Raw genomic sequence first — 16,523 nt, 5'->3', positions numbered from 1 at the left:
GCTTTAGTCCTCCAATTCTCAAGCCGTATTCTTCTCTTGATCGAGATCAAACTGTGTACCATCTTCTCGATAAAGGATTGGACTTGACTTTTTCAGGACGGAATCTTTCGTAATAATGCACTCGGTCACTTCATCTAGTGATGGCAGTTCATACATGATATCCAACATGATATTTTCGATAATGGAACGTAACCCACGAGCACCCGTCTTCCGTTCAATCGCTTCCTTGGCAATCTCGAGAAGTGCATCCTCTTCAAATCTCAATGCAACGCCATCCAATTCAACCATCTTCTGGTATTGCTTGACAATTGCATTTTTTGGAACAGTGAGGATTTGGTATAGAGTATCTTCATTCAACTGCTCCAATGTCGCAATGACTGGCAAACGGCCAATGAATTCAGGAATTAGCCCGAAACGTTGTAAATCTTCCGGGATCAATTTTGAAAGCAAGGAAGCTTCCTCTTTTGATTCCTCATCAACATTCGTGCCGAAGCCGATCACTTTTTGTCCGGTACGGCGTTTGATGATTTCTTCCATGCCATCGAAGGCGCCGCCGACGATGAAGAGGATGTTAGTTGTATCGATTTGCAAGAATTCCTGATGAGGATGCTTACGACCGCCTTGTGGTGGAACGCTTGCAACTGTGCCTTCAAGAATCTTCAAGAGGGCCTGCTGTACACCTTCACCTGATACATCGCGGGTAATCGATGCATTTTCCGATTTCCGGGCAACTTTATCGATTTCGTCAATATAGATGATACCCTTTTCAGCACGCTCAATATCAAAATCTGCCGCTTGGATCAGCTTCAAAAGTATATTTTCTACATCTTCACCGACATATCCAGCTTCTGTCAAAGAAGTTGCATCCGCAATTGCGAAAGGAACATCAAGAATTCGTGCCAACGTTTGTGCTAACAATGTTTTACCGCTACCTGTAGGACCAATTAGAACGATATTCGATTTTGCAATTTCCACATCGTCTACCTTGCTGTTCGTATTGATTCGTTTGTAATGGTTGTAAACCGCAACGGCTAACGATTTTTTAGCACGGTCTTGGCCGATAATATATTCATCTAAGATGCCTTGGATTTCACGTGGTTTCGGAACATCTTTTAGCTCGAAGTGCTCATCAAGGCCTACTTCCTCCTCGACGATTTCCGCACAAAGTTCAACACACTCATCACAAATATAAACACCCTGACCTGCAACGAGTTTTCTCACCTGGTCTTGGGTTTTACCACAAAAAGAACAACTTAAATTATCTTTTTCGTCATTAAATTTGAACATCAAGCTCACCCCTATTCAAGTGACAATCTTACAAGATTCCCCCGGTTTTATCAACTAATTAGAACTTCGCTGCCAGAGCTGCCTCAAAAATTCCCACCTATGAAAAACAAGGTACGGAACCCCCGCACCTTGTATTTTTCATTACCTATTATTCAGTGACTTTTGCATTCTCAACTAGGAATTCTACAGTCTTGTTGAAGCGCAAGTCGTTTTCAAGCATTTTTGTTCCGCCTAATGTCTGTTTGATTTGGTCGACTTCCATACCGAATTGTTCAGACATTTTTTCAAGCTCAGCATTGATTTCCTCATCGGTCACTTTGATATCCTCAGCAGCGCCGATTGCTTCAAGCGTCAAGGAAACACGAACGCGGCTAATTGCATCGTCTCTCATTTGAGCGCGCAATGCAGCTTCATCCTGACCAGAGAATTGGAAATACAAATCAAGGTTCATGCCTTGCATTTGCAGGCGTTGACCGAACTCATCCATCATGCGGTCTACTTCTGAATCGATCATCACTTCAGGAATATCGATTTCAGCGTTTCTTGCTGCAGCTTCTACAAGATCATCACGCATTGCTGTTTCAGCTGCGCTCTTCTTTTCTTCAGCTGTCTGTTCTTTCATTTTTGTACGAAGCTCTTCAAGGCTCTCGACGCTCTCATCGATTTCCTTTGCAAGCTCGTCGTCAAGCTCAGGAACTTCCTTCGACTTGATTTCATGCACTTTCACTTTGAATACTGCTGGTTTTCCAGCCAATTCAGCTGCATGGTACTCTTCAGGGAAAGTCACTTCGACGTCTTTTTCTTCGCCTTGTTTCATGCCGACAACTTGCTCTTCGAATCCTGGAATGAATGAACCGGAACCGATTTCAAGGTCGTACCCTTCAGCTTTTCCGCCCTCGAAAGCTTCGCCATCAACGAATCCTTCAAAGTCAAGGTTGACAGTGTCGCCATTTTCAACAGCGCCGTCTTCCTTCACGACCATTTCAGCCAATGCTGTTTGACGATCTTTCAATTGCTGCTCGATTTCCTCGTCTGTCACTTCTGTTTCCTGGCGTGTCACTTCGAGACCTTTATAGTCACCAAGCTTCACTTCAGGCTTCAACGTAACATGCGCTTTGAATACGAGCGCTTTGCCTTTTTCCATTTCATCAATTTCAATTTCAGGTTGAGCGATCGGCTCAACTTCTGCTTCGTCAAGCGCGTTTGAATACGCTTCCGGAAGGATGATGTCCAGCGCGTCATTATAAAGCGACTCTACGCCGTACATTCTTTCGAACATTTTGCGGGGCATTTTCCCTTTACGGAATCCAGGCGCTTGCACTTTCTTTACAACTTTCTTGAAAGCCTCGTCGATTGCTGCGTCAACTGTTTCTGCAGGAACTTCAACTGTAAGCGTCCCTTTATTGCCTTCTTCTTTTTCCCATTTAACAGACATGTAAATACCTCCGAATCATTATCACCAGTATATTTTCTCACGTTTATACGCTATTTACAACCATTACAGTATATCATAGTCTTTCGATCTTTCAACAGATTTACTGCATATTACCTATCTGTCTGTTCATCGACAGATTTGATCCAGGAAATCAATTCCGTTGCTACCATTAGTTCTCCTGTGAACATGCTTTCTATGTATTGCTTATATGCATCCGCTACTTCGAAAGTTGAAAATCCGTCCCAGCAGAATGGATATGCAATGATGCCGTAGCGAAGGCTTGCTTCAATTGCCATTTGCAACCGGGAGGGATCCTTCTCAAATAGGCTGGTTAGTTGATCGATCACCTCGATGGATCGTTCATCTTGGTTTGGTAGTTCGAGTTCTGAAGGAATGACACGTTTTGCACGTCCAAACTTCCGGACTGTCACTTCCTTGTCAAATCCTGATTCACGCAGAAGTACAAGCGCATACGTTATGACGACCGGGTGCAAGCCTTCCTTTTCGACAATTTGCGCCAGCAGACTTTTGGTTGCCCCATCCAATTCACCGTTCTCAAAAAACGCCAGGATTTTCTGTTGCGCCTCAGTCGAACTTTCCATGAATTCCTTCAATGAAAACAAATCTTTTTGTTGAGGTTCCACTTCCTCACGTACATATCTATAGGAAAGTCTTTTATTCAAATCCCGTAAATAGTTGAATTTCTTCACCATGTCTGGCGGTATGATATCTTCGTCGAAAAGAGTTTCGATCGTCATTTCAACTTCTTCATAATCCTGTAATTGTATGCTGATTGCCAAATACAATTCCATGGCGTCAAGATAGTCGGTTGTCCCGCTATGTAATAATTTTGTTGCCACTTCTTTTGCCAATTCAAAGTCTTTTGTTTCATATAAAGAAACTGCGTAAGGCGCCAATATCCGAGTGTTGTCAGGATCAAAATGATACGCCTGTCCGAAAGCCTCAACAGCTTCTGCGTAGTCTGTATCTTCAACAGCATCCAACCCTTTTTCAATCAGGCGTTCCAAGGCGCCAGGAAACACGACGATGTTATCCTTTTTAATGAGCCTTCCATATCTATGTCTCACTGGATTCACCTTCTTTCATCCATCCACTATACCATATAGCATTTTCCAACCGGAAATGAATTATTCACTCCTAATTATATATGTTCACTATCTAAAATTTTTTGACATAAAATTTACTAACTCAATTCAATATGAGCTTCTCTGAGCATCCATAAGATGGAACTTAGTCAGTAAGCACCAAGGGTTAAATCACACGTTCATTCCTGTTAATTTGCAAACGTGTAGTATTTATTAACTGTATTGTGGAATTCGCACTCATTTGGTAATTATTGTCTTGTTTTGATGAATTTATTTAGTATAGTATTTCTTGTGCAATAGTACAGAAAAAAAATAAGGAAGAAGGGGATTTTTCAAAAATGAAAAAGAAATATTTGTATCCATTTCTAGTTGTCCTGTTAAGCTTGGTGTTGGGAGCATGCTCAGAACAGGCAACAGAAACAAAAGAAACAACAGAGACAGCTACATCAGAAAAGGAAAAAGAAACTGTAACTGTCACAAAAGAAAATGAAGAAACAGAGTCAGACGACACTACCAACATGCAATGGTCTTATGATGAAGAAACAGGTCCCGACAAATGGGGGGAATTAGATCCTACATTCTCAGCATGTACAGAAGGAAATGAGCAATCACCAATTAATATTGAATTCTCACAAGTTAAAACGAGCGAAGAACTAGATAATTTTAAGATTCAATATGAGCCGACAAACTTTTCAATCATTAATAACGGCCATTCCGTACAGGCTAATCCAGCAACACCAAGCAATAGCATTATCGTTGAAGGAACAGAATACAAACTTGCTCAATTCCATTTCCATACACCAAGCGAGCATCAGATCAATGGTCAAAACATGGATATGGAACTCCATCTTGTACACCAAGATACGGACGGTGGACTAGCAGTACTTGGTCTGATGATTAAAGAAGGAAAAGAAAACGAAAAACTTGCACCTATTTGGGATCTATTACCAATGAATGAAACAGAGAATGATATTGAGTTAAATGAAACTATTGATTTACAAGCTTTACTTCCTTCAGATCAAACAACTTACTATTACAACGGTTCATTGACAACACCGCCTTGTTCAGAAAAAGTGAAATGGATTGTTTTCGAAGAACCGATTGAAATGTCAAAAGAACAAATTCAAGCCTATCAGCTAAATTTCCCTGAAAACCAACGTCCTGTTCAACCTTTGAACGAACGTGAAATCATTGAAGTAGATTAAGATCGACTCCAATCGCTTGAGGCATCAAGCATTGCTACAAAAATGGCCTTTCATCAATACTAAGGTTTGATGAGAGGCCATTTTTATCGAATTAATCTAAACTTGAGTATGTTATATATGTGTTGCGTCCATTTTCCTTTGCTTTGTACAAGGCATTGTCGGCATTCGTCATCAACTCGTCCATCGTAGCCCCATCCCTCGGAAATATGGCGATGCCGATGCTAGAGGTGGTCGTAAAGGAGTTCCCTCTTATTTTCCATTCTTCCACGAAGGTGTCCAAAATTTGTTTTCCGATTGCTATCGCCGCGTTCTCATCTGTATCGGGAAGAAGCACGAGGAATTCATCCCCGCCTAGTCGTGCAAACACATCACTTTCTCGGAGAGTGCGTTTCACCCTTTCCGCAATCCGTATCAATAATTCATCACCGACGGAATGGCCCAGATGATCATTCACCCATTTAAATTTATCAATATCCATATACAACAATGCGCATTTCTCTTCATGTCGTTTTGCTTCCTTCAAAGTTTGGCGCATGATTTCTTGAAATAGTCTCCGATTCGGCAATTTTGTCAGTTCGTCATGGAAAGCCAATTGCGTCAGTTTCTCGCGCATCATCTTTTTTTCTTCGATGACACGGGAGACGACCAATATAAAACCTTCACCGTTTTTTTCGTCGACAAAATAAGTCCCTTTCGCTTCGAGCCATATCCATTCTCTCGTTTTATGCTCATACCTAAATTCCATTTCGGCGGATCCCTGTGAGTGGAATAAAGAATAAAACTGCTCTTGCACTACGGGCAAATCTTCCGGATGAACGATGTCGATAGCATTTTTACCTTGATAATATTCCAGAGGAAATCCTAGAACCGGCGTGAGTGAGGGTGATGCATAGGTTATCATCCCGACACTGTTTATAACTGTCACTAAATCTGTCATGTTTTCAGCAATCAAACGATATTTTTTTTCACTTCGGATCAAGGCCTCTTCAATTCTTTTCTTCTCTGAAACATCTCTCGAAATACCGGAAAAAGCGATAATGTTCCCATGTTCGTCATGAAGTGGAGATAACGTTATACTGACAGGGATCAATGTTCCGTCCTTTTTCAAACATTCTACTTCCAATCCTCGTATGCTTTCGTTATTTAACATACGCGCACGGTCTCTTTTCACTTGCTCCATTTGTTTAGCCGGAATTGTTGGCATAGGGGTTCCTACTATTTCTTCCGCTTTCCAGCCATACATATCCTCGAAGGCTTTATTCACCTGTACGACATTGCCGTCTAAGTCAATAATGTCCATTGCTTCTGCGGATGACTCGTAAAAAAACTTTAATTTCTCTGCTGTTATTCGCAATTTATCCTTCGTTTCGACTAGTTCGGTCACATCTTTTACGACAACCATTATGTTTCTGGGCTGCTGATCCATTTCAAAGAGAGGTAGGTTTTTCACACGCAAATGAAGCAGCTTGCCCTCTTTACTGTAAGCTTTTGCATTACAGGAGCAGTATTCCCCACTCATTGTTTTAGCAAATATCTCAACAACTTCGTTCATACTTTCGGGAGCAATTATCTCCTGAAAACCGATGTCCATCCATTCGGACTTTGCATATCCAAATAATTCTACAGCAGCTTTATTCACATCCAATACCTTCCCCTCTTCCCCAAATAAAAAGATAGGATCAGGATTGTGAGTAACTATTGAACTGAGTCTTTCATTCGGAATACCTCTAAATATTCTTTCCATTTATATTGCTCCTTCTATTATGATTACTATATAACTACAGCTGTTAAAACGGATTTATTAGATAAAACAGCAAGCAGGGAAGAGTTGTTTTCTCTCCCCCGCTTATATTTTCGACAATATTGATTGTTACTTCTAATAATCTTATATTACAATATTCTCTCTATTATTTCATCCATACCCAACTACTAGCTATCAATTCTCATAAAATGTGAATTTACTTTTCTGTATTATGAGTAGATAGTCCGTTTTACCCCCTTAACAACTGGGTATAATTGTAATGGAGAGGTGAGTTCAATTAAAGAATTATATTTTATTCAGAACGAAATACAAAAATTGAAGAATGATGTAACTAGATGTCCAGAAAGCCTAAGGACTGTCATATTGTCTGATCTTCAGTTACTTATGGACGCAATCAAGTTTCTCAAAAACTAGAGTAATGGAATATATTATTGAACAAAAATAAAGATGGCACTAACTTTGACTTTTCAAAGATTAATGCCATCCTTTTTTATACTTTCATGAATTGGCTCCAGTGAGATGTGCGTCGAACATATCAATAATCGTGAGGAAATGATCCGCCTCGCGATAAACATGGTCTGCTAGTAATGGATGGATAATGCTCTTGATTCTACATTCTTCAATCAGCTCTCTAGCCGTCTTTTTAAAGTCACGGAGGGAAACGACCGACACGCGATTTTGATCTAGGAATTGATCCAACATCGGAACTGTTTGTGAATACGGTCTCATTCCATCCAGATCTCTTGCCTGGAACAGCAATTCATCAAAGTCATTACTAAAATTCCTTGCCATATCAACTAACTTTCTTTCTGAAGGGTCCAGTAAATGCCCGATGAACTTGGCATGATCAGCCATGATCCGTAAAAAGAACACATTCTCTTTAATGATCGCATCTGCAAGCGGTTGTAATTTGCCTTCATTCAACTCAATGAGTCGCTTTCTGAAATAATTGGCTTCCCTACTAATATGGTCTACCAATAGAGGGAAATTGTTTCCGCCGGGCAACTGGCAAGTGAGGATTAACCCTAACACTTTCCGTTTAAAAGCATAAATATTCGTCGCAGCCATCTGGACTTCCGAATTGAACCTTCTGATTGTCATCGGGTCTGTTTGATTCGTAAAAGCATGCGACTGTTGTTCAATCCGTTCAAAAATGTGAAAAAATTGATTTGCTTCTGCGATTAGTTGTGTATCTTCACATCGAAATCCCAATCTTAGAAACAAGGAATGTTCTTTCATAATCCTTGACCAAAACCGAATTTCCTCTAAAGACCGTTCCACAAACTCCATCGGCGATATGTTAGGGCTACCGCTTTGAACCTCTTCATTCCAATACATACGAATCTCCCCCTTGTATGCATACGTACTGAATCAATCTATTCGGAGTCAAGTTGTCCCTATTCCAAAATTCTTTCGATTGACTAATTTTCAGCATGCACATAGTGAAGATTCTTTTACGAGAATATATTTCTTCTCAATAGGGTCGTTTTATCATCACTTTTCATAAAGTTCAATCCATCTTCCTTCTGGATCGGAAATCCAAACAAAGGTCCCATACTCACTCTTTTCAGGTTCTTTAAGAAGAGGCACACCAATTTTCTCGAAGTGCTCTATCCATCCTTCTATGTCTTCCACTTGGAAATTTAACATAACGGGCTGTTCTACCGGAAAATAACTACTTCCTTCTTTAAAAAGGGAAAAGACTGTCTCATTATCTGCATCCGGTTTAATAATTGCACCATTCCAATCCCCCATTGAAATACGTAAAGTTTCTTCATACCAATTTTTCAGTTTTTCAATATCCTTCGATCTTAAAAAGACTCCACCAAAACCTTTAATTTTCACAATTCTATCCCCCAGTCATTTTCACAAACTTCCATTACAATATAGATTACTTCTACATATCCAACATGAAACCTTCTATAGAAATTGTAGAAGTTGTATTTATTCTTACAGTTATCATTAAAACAGGCAGCTTTGCTACCCATTCAGGGTGACAAAACTGCCTGTCCGTTTGACATTTTATATTGTTTCACTAACCGGATTAACCGGTGTATGTTTGCTTTTATCTGTTCGGAAGCGGCCTTCCCATTTAGCCATAACAACCGTAGCCAAAGCATTTCCAAGTACGTTGACGACCGTACGGCCCATGTCGAGCAGTCGGTCGACACCTGCGATGAACGCAAGTCCTTCCAATGGAATACCGACGGTGCCAAGCGTTGCGAGTAATACGACGAAGGAAACGCCTGGTACTCCCGCAATCCCGTTAGAAGTGATCATGAGAACCAATACTAATGTAACTTGCTCCATGATACTCAAATCAATGCCATACATTTGCGCGATGAAGATCGCCGCAAGTGCTTGGTACAACGTCGAGCCGTCCAAGTTAAAGGAATAGCCAGTTGGAATTACAAATGACACGATGTCTCTCGGAGAACCGAATTTCTCCATCTTTTCCATAAGCTTCGGTAATACAGTTTCAGAGCTCGACGTAGAGTAAGCCAAAATGAGTTCGTCTTTTAACAGTTTGATAATGCTGAAGATGCTTGAACCGATCATCTTCGCAATTCCGCCAAGAACGACGATGACGAAGAAAATCATTGTCGCATAGACAAGAATCATTAATTTACCAAGCGGCACTAACGACTCGAGTCCGAATTTCGATACTGTCACACCGATCAAACCGAATACGCCGATTGGTGCGAATTTCATTATTAAGTTTGTCACCCAGAACATGGCGTCTGCTGTGCCTTGGAAAAAGGCAAGCACCGGCTTTCCGCGTTCACCAATAGAAGCGACGCCTAACCCGAACAATACGGAGAAGAAAATAACTGCAAGCATATCGGCTGAAGCCATCGCTTGAATGACATTGCTCGGCACGATGCCGACAAGAACGTCCATGAAGTTTTCATTCTGCACACTTTCAGTCGTTTGGACATATGAGTCGATATCGCCTTTTGCCAAAGTCGACATGTCAATGCCTTCACCCGGTTTGAAAATATTCGCTGCGGACAATCCAACGATAATCGCGACTAACGAAATGATTTGGAAATAAATCATTGTCTTTCCGCCAAGTTTACCTAATTGCTTCAAATCACCAGTTCCCGCAACACCGACAATTAAAGTTGAGACGATGATCGGCACGACAATCATTTTAATCATATTAATAAAGATTGTACCAAGTGGCTGCAAATAAGTTTCTATTGCGGGGTTTCCATAAAAGATCGCCCCTACGATAATTCCTGCTATTAAACCGACAAGTATTTGATATGCTAATGGAAATTTAAATTTCTTTTTCATCAAAATGACCTCCCTCTTTTACCATTGAAAGCGTTTTCTCACTTTCAATAGTGTAAGAGAGACTTATCAAATCCGACATAATCCGACAAACATAAAATTAATTTATTTAAAGGAAAAATGTTCTAAATAAATCAGTTCCTCTTCAAAGATTCTTATATCTTTCTTCCGTTTCAATATAAAGCACTTGAAGGAATTTTTTTATATTAACTTTTACACGCGACGGTGTTGGAAGGTCTGCTTCGATTTGTTTCATGCGGAGACGTATGTCCTGAAAGTCGAAATAGCGTGGCGCATAATATTCGAATTGAGGAGAAGTATAATCGACCACTCCCATCGAGGCGAGGTTGTTTATAGCGGCTGCAATAGTCCGGCGGATCCGCTGTTCAATCGCTTTACTCTCTTTTGACACATCGACATCTTTCATTCCCCGAGCGACCGCCTCGTACAATTCTTTTAACGGAGGCAATTGCGGCGACCGATCTTGCCGTTTCATAAGCTCACCGATGATGGCAATGATGTCATCACTGCCCACCTCACCAATAATCCCCATATCATTTAAAATGAATCGGACAATATCACTCACGCTTTGTCGCTTTGGTTGTTCTCCAGATGCATCGATATTCGCCAACGACTCTCGTATCATTTTCAATGACTGTTGAAGTTGATAGCTCTCCTTAGTTTTCGTTAGAACGCTCCGCACTTCCACGCGATTAATCGGTTTATGAATAAAGAACTCTACACCTTTCTCATACGCTTCGCCGACCATTTCCTTATTGACGATTTGGGAAATCATTATGAACTTCCCTTGGAATCCTTGCTTTTTCAATTGTTCCATCGTTTCGATCCCATCAAGTCCAGGCATAAGAAAGTCGATCAGTACAATGTCAGGCTGCGAGGACAGAATGGGCGCAAGTGCCTTCACTCCGTTCTCCGCCTCTCCGGCCACATAACCAAGACCGTCTTCTTTAATAACATGCTCAAGCATTTTCCGACATGCCGAATCATCATCTACGATAAAATAACGCACGATTCATCACCTAATTTTTCGTATTGTATAGGAAGGGATCCGTATATGGAAAACCGTTCCCGTTTCTTCTGTCTCAATATGGAGCTCCCCTTGCAGCATTTGTGTAATCTGTTGGACATGGGAAAGACCAATGCCTGTTGCCGCCACTCCTTGTTCATTAAACTTCGTTGTATAGCCCGGCTCAAACAAAATGGGGAGATCTTCTTTTTGAATGCCTTTGCCCGTGTCCTGAATTACAATATATAGATTGTCCGCTTCTTCGGACACTTTAATGGAAATAGAACCCATTTGATTAATCGACTCAACCGCATTGGCCGTAACATTGTTTAATAAAGCCAATAGCGGGATATGCTGATCCGTTTCATAATCGACTGACATCGTTAGCCGGAATTCGACTGTCCGATTCAACATGACACTGTATTTCCGATTCGACGTAATAACAAAGTCAAACAGATCTGATAATCGAAAGAGATCAGCGCTCTTTTCTTTAGTAATCTTGGACAAACCTGACAGTATACGCTGGGAGTCTTTTTTCACTTCATGAATTTCTTGCGCGATTGCTAGTGCCTGTACACTCAAGTCATGCAGATTTTCTTGTTTTAACTTCCGGTATAACTCATGGCTCGAGGCAGTTACTTGCTCAATATGATTCATCGACTTCTGTAAATAAAGCGACTCCGCATACAAATTCGAACCGATCCCTAGCATTTCCTGCATGCGCTTTTTCTGTTCAGATAACATTATTGAACTATATAGCCCTACAACGAAGAAACTGCGAAACATTGCCACTCCGCCGATTAACGCCCAGTCTTTCACCATCAACCAATCACGGTTTAACATCCATATACGCATTATGCTTTCTGCACCGTTCCCAACAAACTCAAATAGAGCTGCCCATGAGCCCAACAAAAGCGGAGCCGCTCGATACTTGTCAATACAAATGATATGAAAACCTATCGCAAAAACAACATAATACAATAAGATAGGCAGATGATGCTGGAAACTATCCATTAATGAAACAGACGTTGTCATCATTTCAACACAAGTTCGGAACATAACGACAGTCAAGCCCGTCACAAGCCCCGTCAAAGGAAGAGATCCAGCCGGACGGATGAGGAGGAGGAGAAAAAAAGTGATGCTCCCTAAACTAAAACGAAACGACTCCCCATTAAATGGAATGAGTTTAAACTCCCCCGCAATCGCCGTCAACAAAGCTGTCAACAACAAAGCCGTCATGTCTATTTTACGTTCTTTTTGGGTCAGGTGCTTGTTTAACATATAATATCTCCTATTATTAGAAATAATCGTCTAAGGAAATTATAACATGGCAAGTATTTAATCATTTATTAGCGTAACATTCAATTAGAAAAAGCGATACAAACATTGCTATGAATGTTTGTATCGCTTTTTTACTTCTTTAATCATCATATGCATTTAATGCATTCACACTGTGAGCCAGAGCTGAACCCGCTTTTAATGCAGTTGCCACCAGAATCGATTCTGCTAGTTCTTCCTTCGTTGCATTTGCTTTCTTTGCACCCTTTGTATGAATGTCAATACAGTACGGGCAACCTGTTGTATGGGCAACAGCGACAGCAATCAATTCCTTTTCTTTTACACTTAATATACTTTCTTTCATTGTTTTTGCATCGAAATCAACAAACGACTTAAAGACATCTCCATTTATTGTTGAGAATTCCTTTAATCTATTGAAATAAGATGCTTTATAGTATTCATCCTCGCCATTTTGATCGTATGCATTTAATGCATTCACTCCATGAGCAAGAGCGGAGCCTGCCTTTAAGGCCGTAGCGACCAAGATGGCTTCCGACATTTCTTCCTTCGTAACATCTTCTGATTTTGCTGCTTTTACATGAATATCGATACAATACGGACAACCTGTTGTATGGGCAACAGCAATAGCAATCAATTCTTTTAATTTCTTCGTTAGTTTTCCTTCTGCTAAGGCAAGTTTGTCAAACTGTACAAATGCCTTAAAAGCATCAGGTGCTAGATCACTTAATTCTCCTAAACGGTTAAAATATGATTTTCTATATAAATCTTCTTTGCTCATCATTATTTCCTCCTCAGTACTATCTGTTAGTTTGTTATTTGCGGGTTAGACGTTTACTTTTTGAAGTTCCCTTGCTTTCAATTCCCGTCGAAGGATTTTTCCGCTAATCGGTGTCTTAGGCAACTCCTCAAGAAATTCAATTTCCCTCGGCGCAGCATGAGCAGCTAGACCACTTCGTACGAATTGACGCAGTTCTTGCAGCAGCGCATCACTTGCTTCGAATCCATCTCGTAAGACGATAAATGCCTTGACGATTTCCCCTCTCAACGCATCTGGCTTCCCAATGACACCCACCTCTGCAACAGCTGGGTGTTCGATCAATTTACTCTCTACTTCAAATGGACCGATTCGTTCACCTGAAGAATTGATCATATCGTCGCTCCGGCCTTGGAAAAAGATATAGCCGTTATCATCGATTGTCGCCAAATCGCCAGATACATACCATCCTTCGAACGGGAAATATGTCGAATACTTGGCAGGATCGTTCCATACTTCCCTCATTATTGCAGGCCAATTCGCTTTCAATGCTAAGTGTCCTACTCTGCCGGGCGCAAGCTTTTCACCGTCATCTCCTAGAATTGCCGCTTCAATTCCCGGAAACGGTCTTCCCATAGATCCGGGAATAATTTTTTCGGAGGGAAGATTCACAATGAGTTGAGCCCCTGTTTCAGTCATCCACCATGTATCATGAATTCTGTTCGACAACGTTTTGGTACCCCAACGGATCACTTCTGGATTTAACGGCTCGCCTACACTTAAAACATGCCGGATCTTCGACAAATCATAATTCGCTGTCTTATCATCCCCTTCCGCCATTAACATTCTGAAAGCTGTCGGCGCACTATACCAAACAGTGACACCTGACTTTTCTAAAACGGAATACCATTCATCAGCATTAAATCTGCCACCGTGAATGACGATTGTTGCCCGGTTAAGCAACGGTGCGAAAACTCCGTATACCGTTCCTGTCACCCAACCTGGGTGTGCTGTGCACCAATAGACATCCTCATCCTTCAAATCCAATACCCATCTGCCTGTAATGTATTGTTGGATCATCGCTCGATGGGCATGGATAATTCCTTTGGGCCTGCCAGTCGAACCGCTCGTATAATGAATATTTAGCGCATGGTCCAAATCCACCCACTCGATGATGTCTTCTTCACTATCAATAGTACGCGCCTCTTCAAACAACGAAATTTCATCATCCTTGCATTGTTCGGGCTCTGCCGTTATCCACACCGTTTTCAGTGATGGCAATTCTGCACGCGGCACGCGTTTGATCAACTCAGGCGAAGCGATTAAATAAGCGCCCTCACAATCGGCAATCCGCTCCTTTACTGCATCTTCCATAAACGCTTCGAATAGTGGCCCGACAACAGCGCCAAGTTTAATGGCAGCAAGCATTGCGATATGACAATCAGGATGCTTCGGTAAAAAGATAAAGACGAAGTCCCCTTTTTTTACCCCTTTCTTTTTCAAAACAGTAGCCCAGAGATCCGTTTTCTTCTTCAATTCACGATACGTTACTGTGTACTCTTCATTTTCACCAAAATAATGTAGAGCGACTTTCTCTCCAAACCCTTCCACGACATGGCGATCGACACATTCATAAGCCATATTCACTTTTCCGGTAGCAGACCAACTGAAATACGATTCAATACTTTTCCATGTGAAATCGTTTCTTGAAGGGAGTTCAGCCGTAATGTTGTAATTTCCTTCATGTGGATAAATCACTTCCTCATTAGCCATGTTAGACAACCTCCTTTTCGATATGTAAAAGCTCAAGGATTTCTGCTTTTTTAGCCGCCAAAAACGAATCGCCTCGATCTCTCGGTTTCGCTACGTCAATTGACAATTCCGCCTGCAATGTGCCGGGTTGACCACCGAGGATGAATATTCGATCGCATAAGTAAAGCGCTTCATCGATGTCATGCGTAACGACTACCATCGTTGTTAAACGGTTCTGTTGAATTTTTAACAATAAATCCTGCAATTGCATTTTAGTGAAAGCATCCAATGCACTAAAAGGTTCATCTAGGAGCAAGACATCTGGCTCTCCAATTAGTGCACGGGCAATTGCGGTTCGTTGCGCCATCCCTCCAGACAAATCTTTCGGATAATGAGCGTCAAAATCAGACAAACCGACAAGATTCAAATACTCATGTACCGTTGCTTGTTTCTCCTTCTCATCTTTCGCTCCGAATAAAATATTCTCTTTTACAGTAAGCCAAGGCATTAATCTTGGCTCTTGAAAGATCATACCGATTGGCTGTTCCCCTACACCCCCAATTTCAATTGCACCTTCATAATTCTGATCGAGTCCGGATAAAACGCGAAGCAGTGTACTTTTTCCACAACCACTCGTTCCCAGAATCCCAACAGTTTCCCCTTCCTTAATGGAAAATGATATGTTGTTGAATCCTGCAAGCCCGTTATTGAATGTCCTAGTCGCCTCTTTCACTTTCAACATTGAAATCCCTCCATCATAGTTGGTTTTGTAGGTTGTCTTGCCACTTCAATGCACGTGCTTCCAATGATTTCAACAACGAATCGGTTGCTTTCCCTAACAATGCAAATAAAATAATGCTTGCGATAATAAGCTCGGGTGAATACGTATTCTGACCAACAACTAACAAATACCCAAGCCCTTGACTGGCCCCCATTAACTCGGCAGCTACAACGAACATCCAGCCGAGTCCAACACCACTGCGCAAGCCCACGAGAAACGCTGGAAGTGAAGCTGGCAAGATGATACGACGAACAATTTGCAACGGAGTAAAATGATAGATCTTGCCGACTTCAATTAACTTACGGTCTACCCCTTGAATACCTGAGACGATGTTAAGATAGATCGGGAAGAACACACCGACAGCGATTAACATCACTTTGGACGACTCTCCAATACCCATCCAAAGGATAAACAATGGAACCCAGGCTAGAGAGGGTATTGAGCGAAATGCTTGAATTAACGGATCCATCAACTGCTCAAACCATTTAAAATAACCGACGATGGATCCCAATATAACCGCGGCAATTGTTCCTGCTAGAAATCCGATCATAACCCGAAAAAACGTAATTCCTACATGCCCCCAAAGTTTACCTTCTTGGGCTAACTCGATAATTTTTTGCAAAATGGTTGTCGGAGCCGGAAAGACATAAGCATCAAGCCAATTGAAACGGACAGCTGCTTCCCACACGACTAAAAGAATAAACGGAATGATCAAGCCGAGCGTTAAACCCCTCACTTTATTTTCAAAGCTAACTTTGACCGACTTTTTTCCTTTTACTTTAAAAAATCCTTTTTCGTCAATATTGACCGTCATGTCC

At 41.3% G+C, this 16,523-nt stretch carries 14 protein-coding genes; 1 reads left to right on the top strand and 13 read right to left on the bottom strand.

From position 1 onward, the window contains the following. Positions 1-18: 18 nt before the first annotated feature. From clpX to NIT04_RS06815, 3 genes are all read right to left on the bottom strand, one after another. Complete coding sequence (gene clpX, locus NIT04_RS06825) at positions 19-1,287, bottom strand: ATP-dependent protease ATP-binding subunit ClpX (RefSeq protein ID WP_252502802.1); 1,269 nt, start codon at positions 1,285-1,287, stop codon at positions 19-21. Between the two features lie 148 nt (positions 1,288-1,435). Next, the gene (gene tig / locus NIT04_RS06820) at positions 1,436-2,722 is read right to left on the bottom strand and encodes a trigger factor (RefSeq protein WP_252502801.1); all 1,287 of its coding nucleotides are present in this window, start codon (positions 2,720-2,722) and stop codon (positions 1,436-1,438) included. 110 nt (positions 2,723-2,832) lie between these two features. Continuing rightward, positions 2,833-3,810, bottom strand: a complete 978-nt coding sequence (locus NIT04_RS06815) for a DUF3196 family protein (protein WP_252502800.1) — start codon at positions 3,808-3,810, stop codon at positions 2,833-2,835. Between the two features lie 356 nt (positions 3,811-4,166). Here NIT04_RS06815 and NIT04_RS06810 point away from each other — a divergent pair, with 356 nt between their 5' ends. Beyond that, positions 4,167-5,033 (top strand): carbonic anhydrase, encoded by an 867-nt coding sequence (locus NIT04_RS06810; RefSeq protein ID WP_252502799.1) that lies wholly within the window; start codon positions 4,167-4,169, stop codon positions 5,031-5,033. A gap of 91 nt (positions 5,034-5,124) precedes the next feature. Here NIT04_RS06810 and NIT04_RS06805 read toward each other — a convergent pair whose 3' ends face one another. The 10 genes from NIT04_RS06805 to NIT04_RS06760 all read right to left on the bottom strand — a co-directional run bounded on the left by NIT04_RS06805 (position 5,125) and on the right by NIT04_RS06760 (position 16,519). Further along, positions 5,125-6,777, bottom strand: a complete 1,653-nt coding sequence (locus NIT04_RS06805; protein WP_252502798.1) for a bifunctional diguanylate cyclase/phosphodiesterase — start codon at positions 6,775-6,777, stop codon at positions 5,125-5,127. 516 nt (positions 6,778-7,293) lie between these two features. Further along, positions 7,294-8,133: a DUF2935 domain-containing protein gene (locus NIT04_RS06800; RefSeq protein ID WP_252502797.1), complete on the bottom strand. Its 840-nt coding sequence runs from the start codon at positions 8,131-8,133 to the stop codon at positions 7,294-7,296. Positions 8,134-8,289: 156 nt separating this feature from the next. Next, the gene (locus NIT04_RS06795; RefSeq protein WP_252502796.1) at positions 8,290-8,640 is read right to left on the bottom strand and encodes a VOC family protein; all 351 of its coding nucleotides are present in this window, start codon (positions 8,638-8,640) and stop codon (positions 8,290-8,292) included. A 177-nt stretch (positions 8,641-8,817) separates the two neighbouring features. Further along, positions 8,818-10,095 (bottom strand): cation:dicarboxylate symporter family transporter, encoded by a 1,278-nt coding sequence (locus NIT04_RS06790; RefSeq protein ID WP_252502795.1) that lies wholly within the window; start codon positions 10,093-10,095, stop codon positions 8,818-8,820. 142 nt (positions 10,096-10,237) lie between these two features. Next, positions 10,238-11,122 carry a response regulator gene (locus NIT04_RS06785; RefSeq protein ID WP_252502794.1) on the bottom strand — a complete coding sequence of 295 codons (885 nt, stop codon included), beginning with the start codon at positions 11,120-11,122 and terminating at the stop codon, positions 10,238-10,240. A 6-nt stretch (positions 11,123-11,128) separates the two neighbouring features. Then, positions 11,129-12,400 carry a sensor histidine kinase gene (locus NIT04_RS06780; RefSeq protein WP_252502793.1) on the bottom strand — a complete coding sequence of 424 codons (1,272 nt, stop codon included), beginning with the start codon at positions 12,398-12,400 and terminating at the stop codon, positions 11,129-11,131. A gap of 139 nt (positions 12,401-12,539) precedes the next feature. Next, positions 12,540-13,196 carry a carboxymuconolactone decarboxylase family protein gene (locus NIT04_RS06775; RefSeq protein WP_252502792.1) on the bottom strand — a complete coding sequence of 219 codons (657 nt, stop codon included), beginning with the start codon at positions 13,194-13,196 and terminating at the stop codon, positions 12,540-12,542. A gap of 45 nt (positions 13,197-13,241) precedes the next feature. Continuing rightward, positions 13,242-14,945: an acetate--CoA ligase gene (gene acsA, locus NIT04_RS06770; protein WP_252502791.1), complete on the bottom strand. Its 1,704-nt coding sequence runs from the start codon at positions 14,943-14,945 to the stop codon at positions 13,242-13,244. Position 14,946: 1 nt separating this feature from the next. Next, on the bottom strand, positions 14,947-15,666 hold the full coding sequence (locus tag NIT04_RS06765; protein WP_252502790.1) for an ABC transporter ATP-binding protein: 720 nt from the start codon (positions 15,664-15,666) through the stop codon (positions 14,947-14,949). 13 nt (positions 15,667-15,679) lie between these two features. Next, a complete protein-coding gene (locus NIT04_RS06760; RefSeq protein ID WP_371922508.1) occupies positions 15,680-16,519 on the bottom strand; it encodes an ABC transporter permease in 840 nt (279 codons plus the stop codon). Positions 16,520-16,523 lie beyond the last annotated feature (4 nt).

Origin of the sequence: Sporosarcina sp. Marseille-Q4943 (genome assembly GCF_943736995.1) — a bacterium.
In the GTDB taxonomy this organism is placed as follows: domain Bacteria; phylum Bacillota; class Bacilli; order Bacillales_A; family Planococcaceae; genus Sporosarcina.
This window is presented reverse-complemented; position numbering and strand designations above follow the sequence as displayed.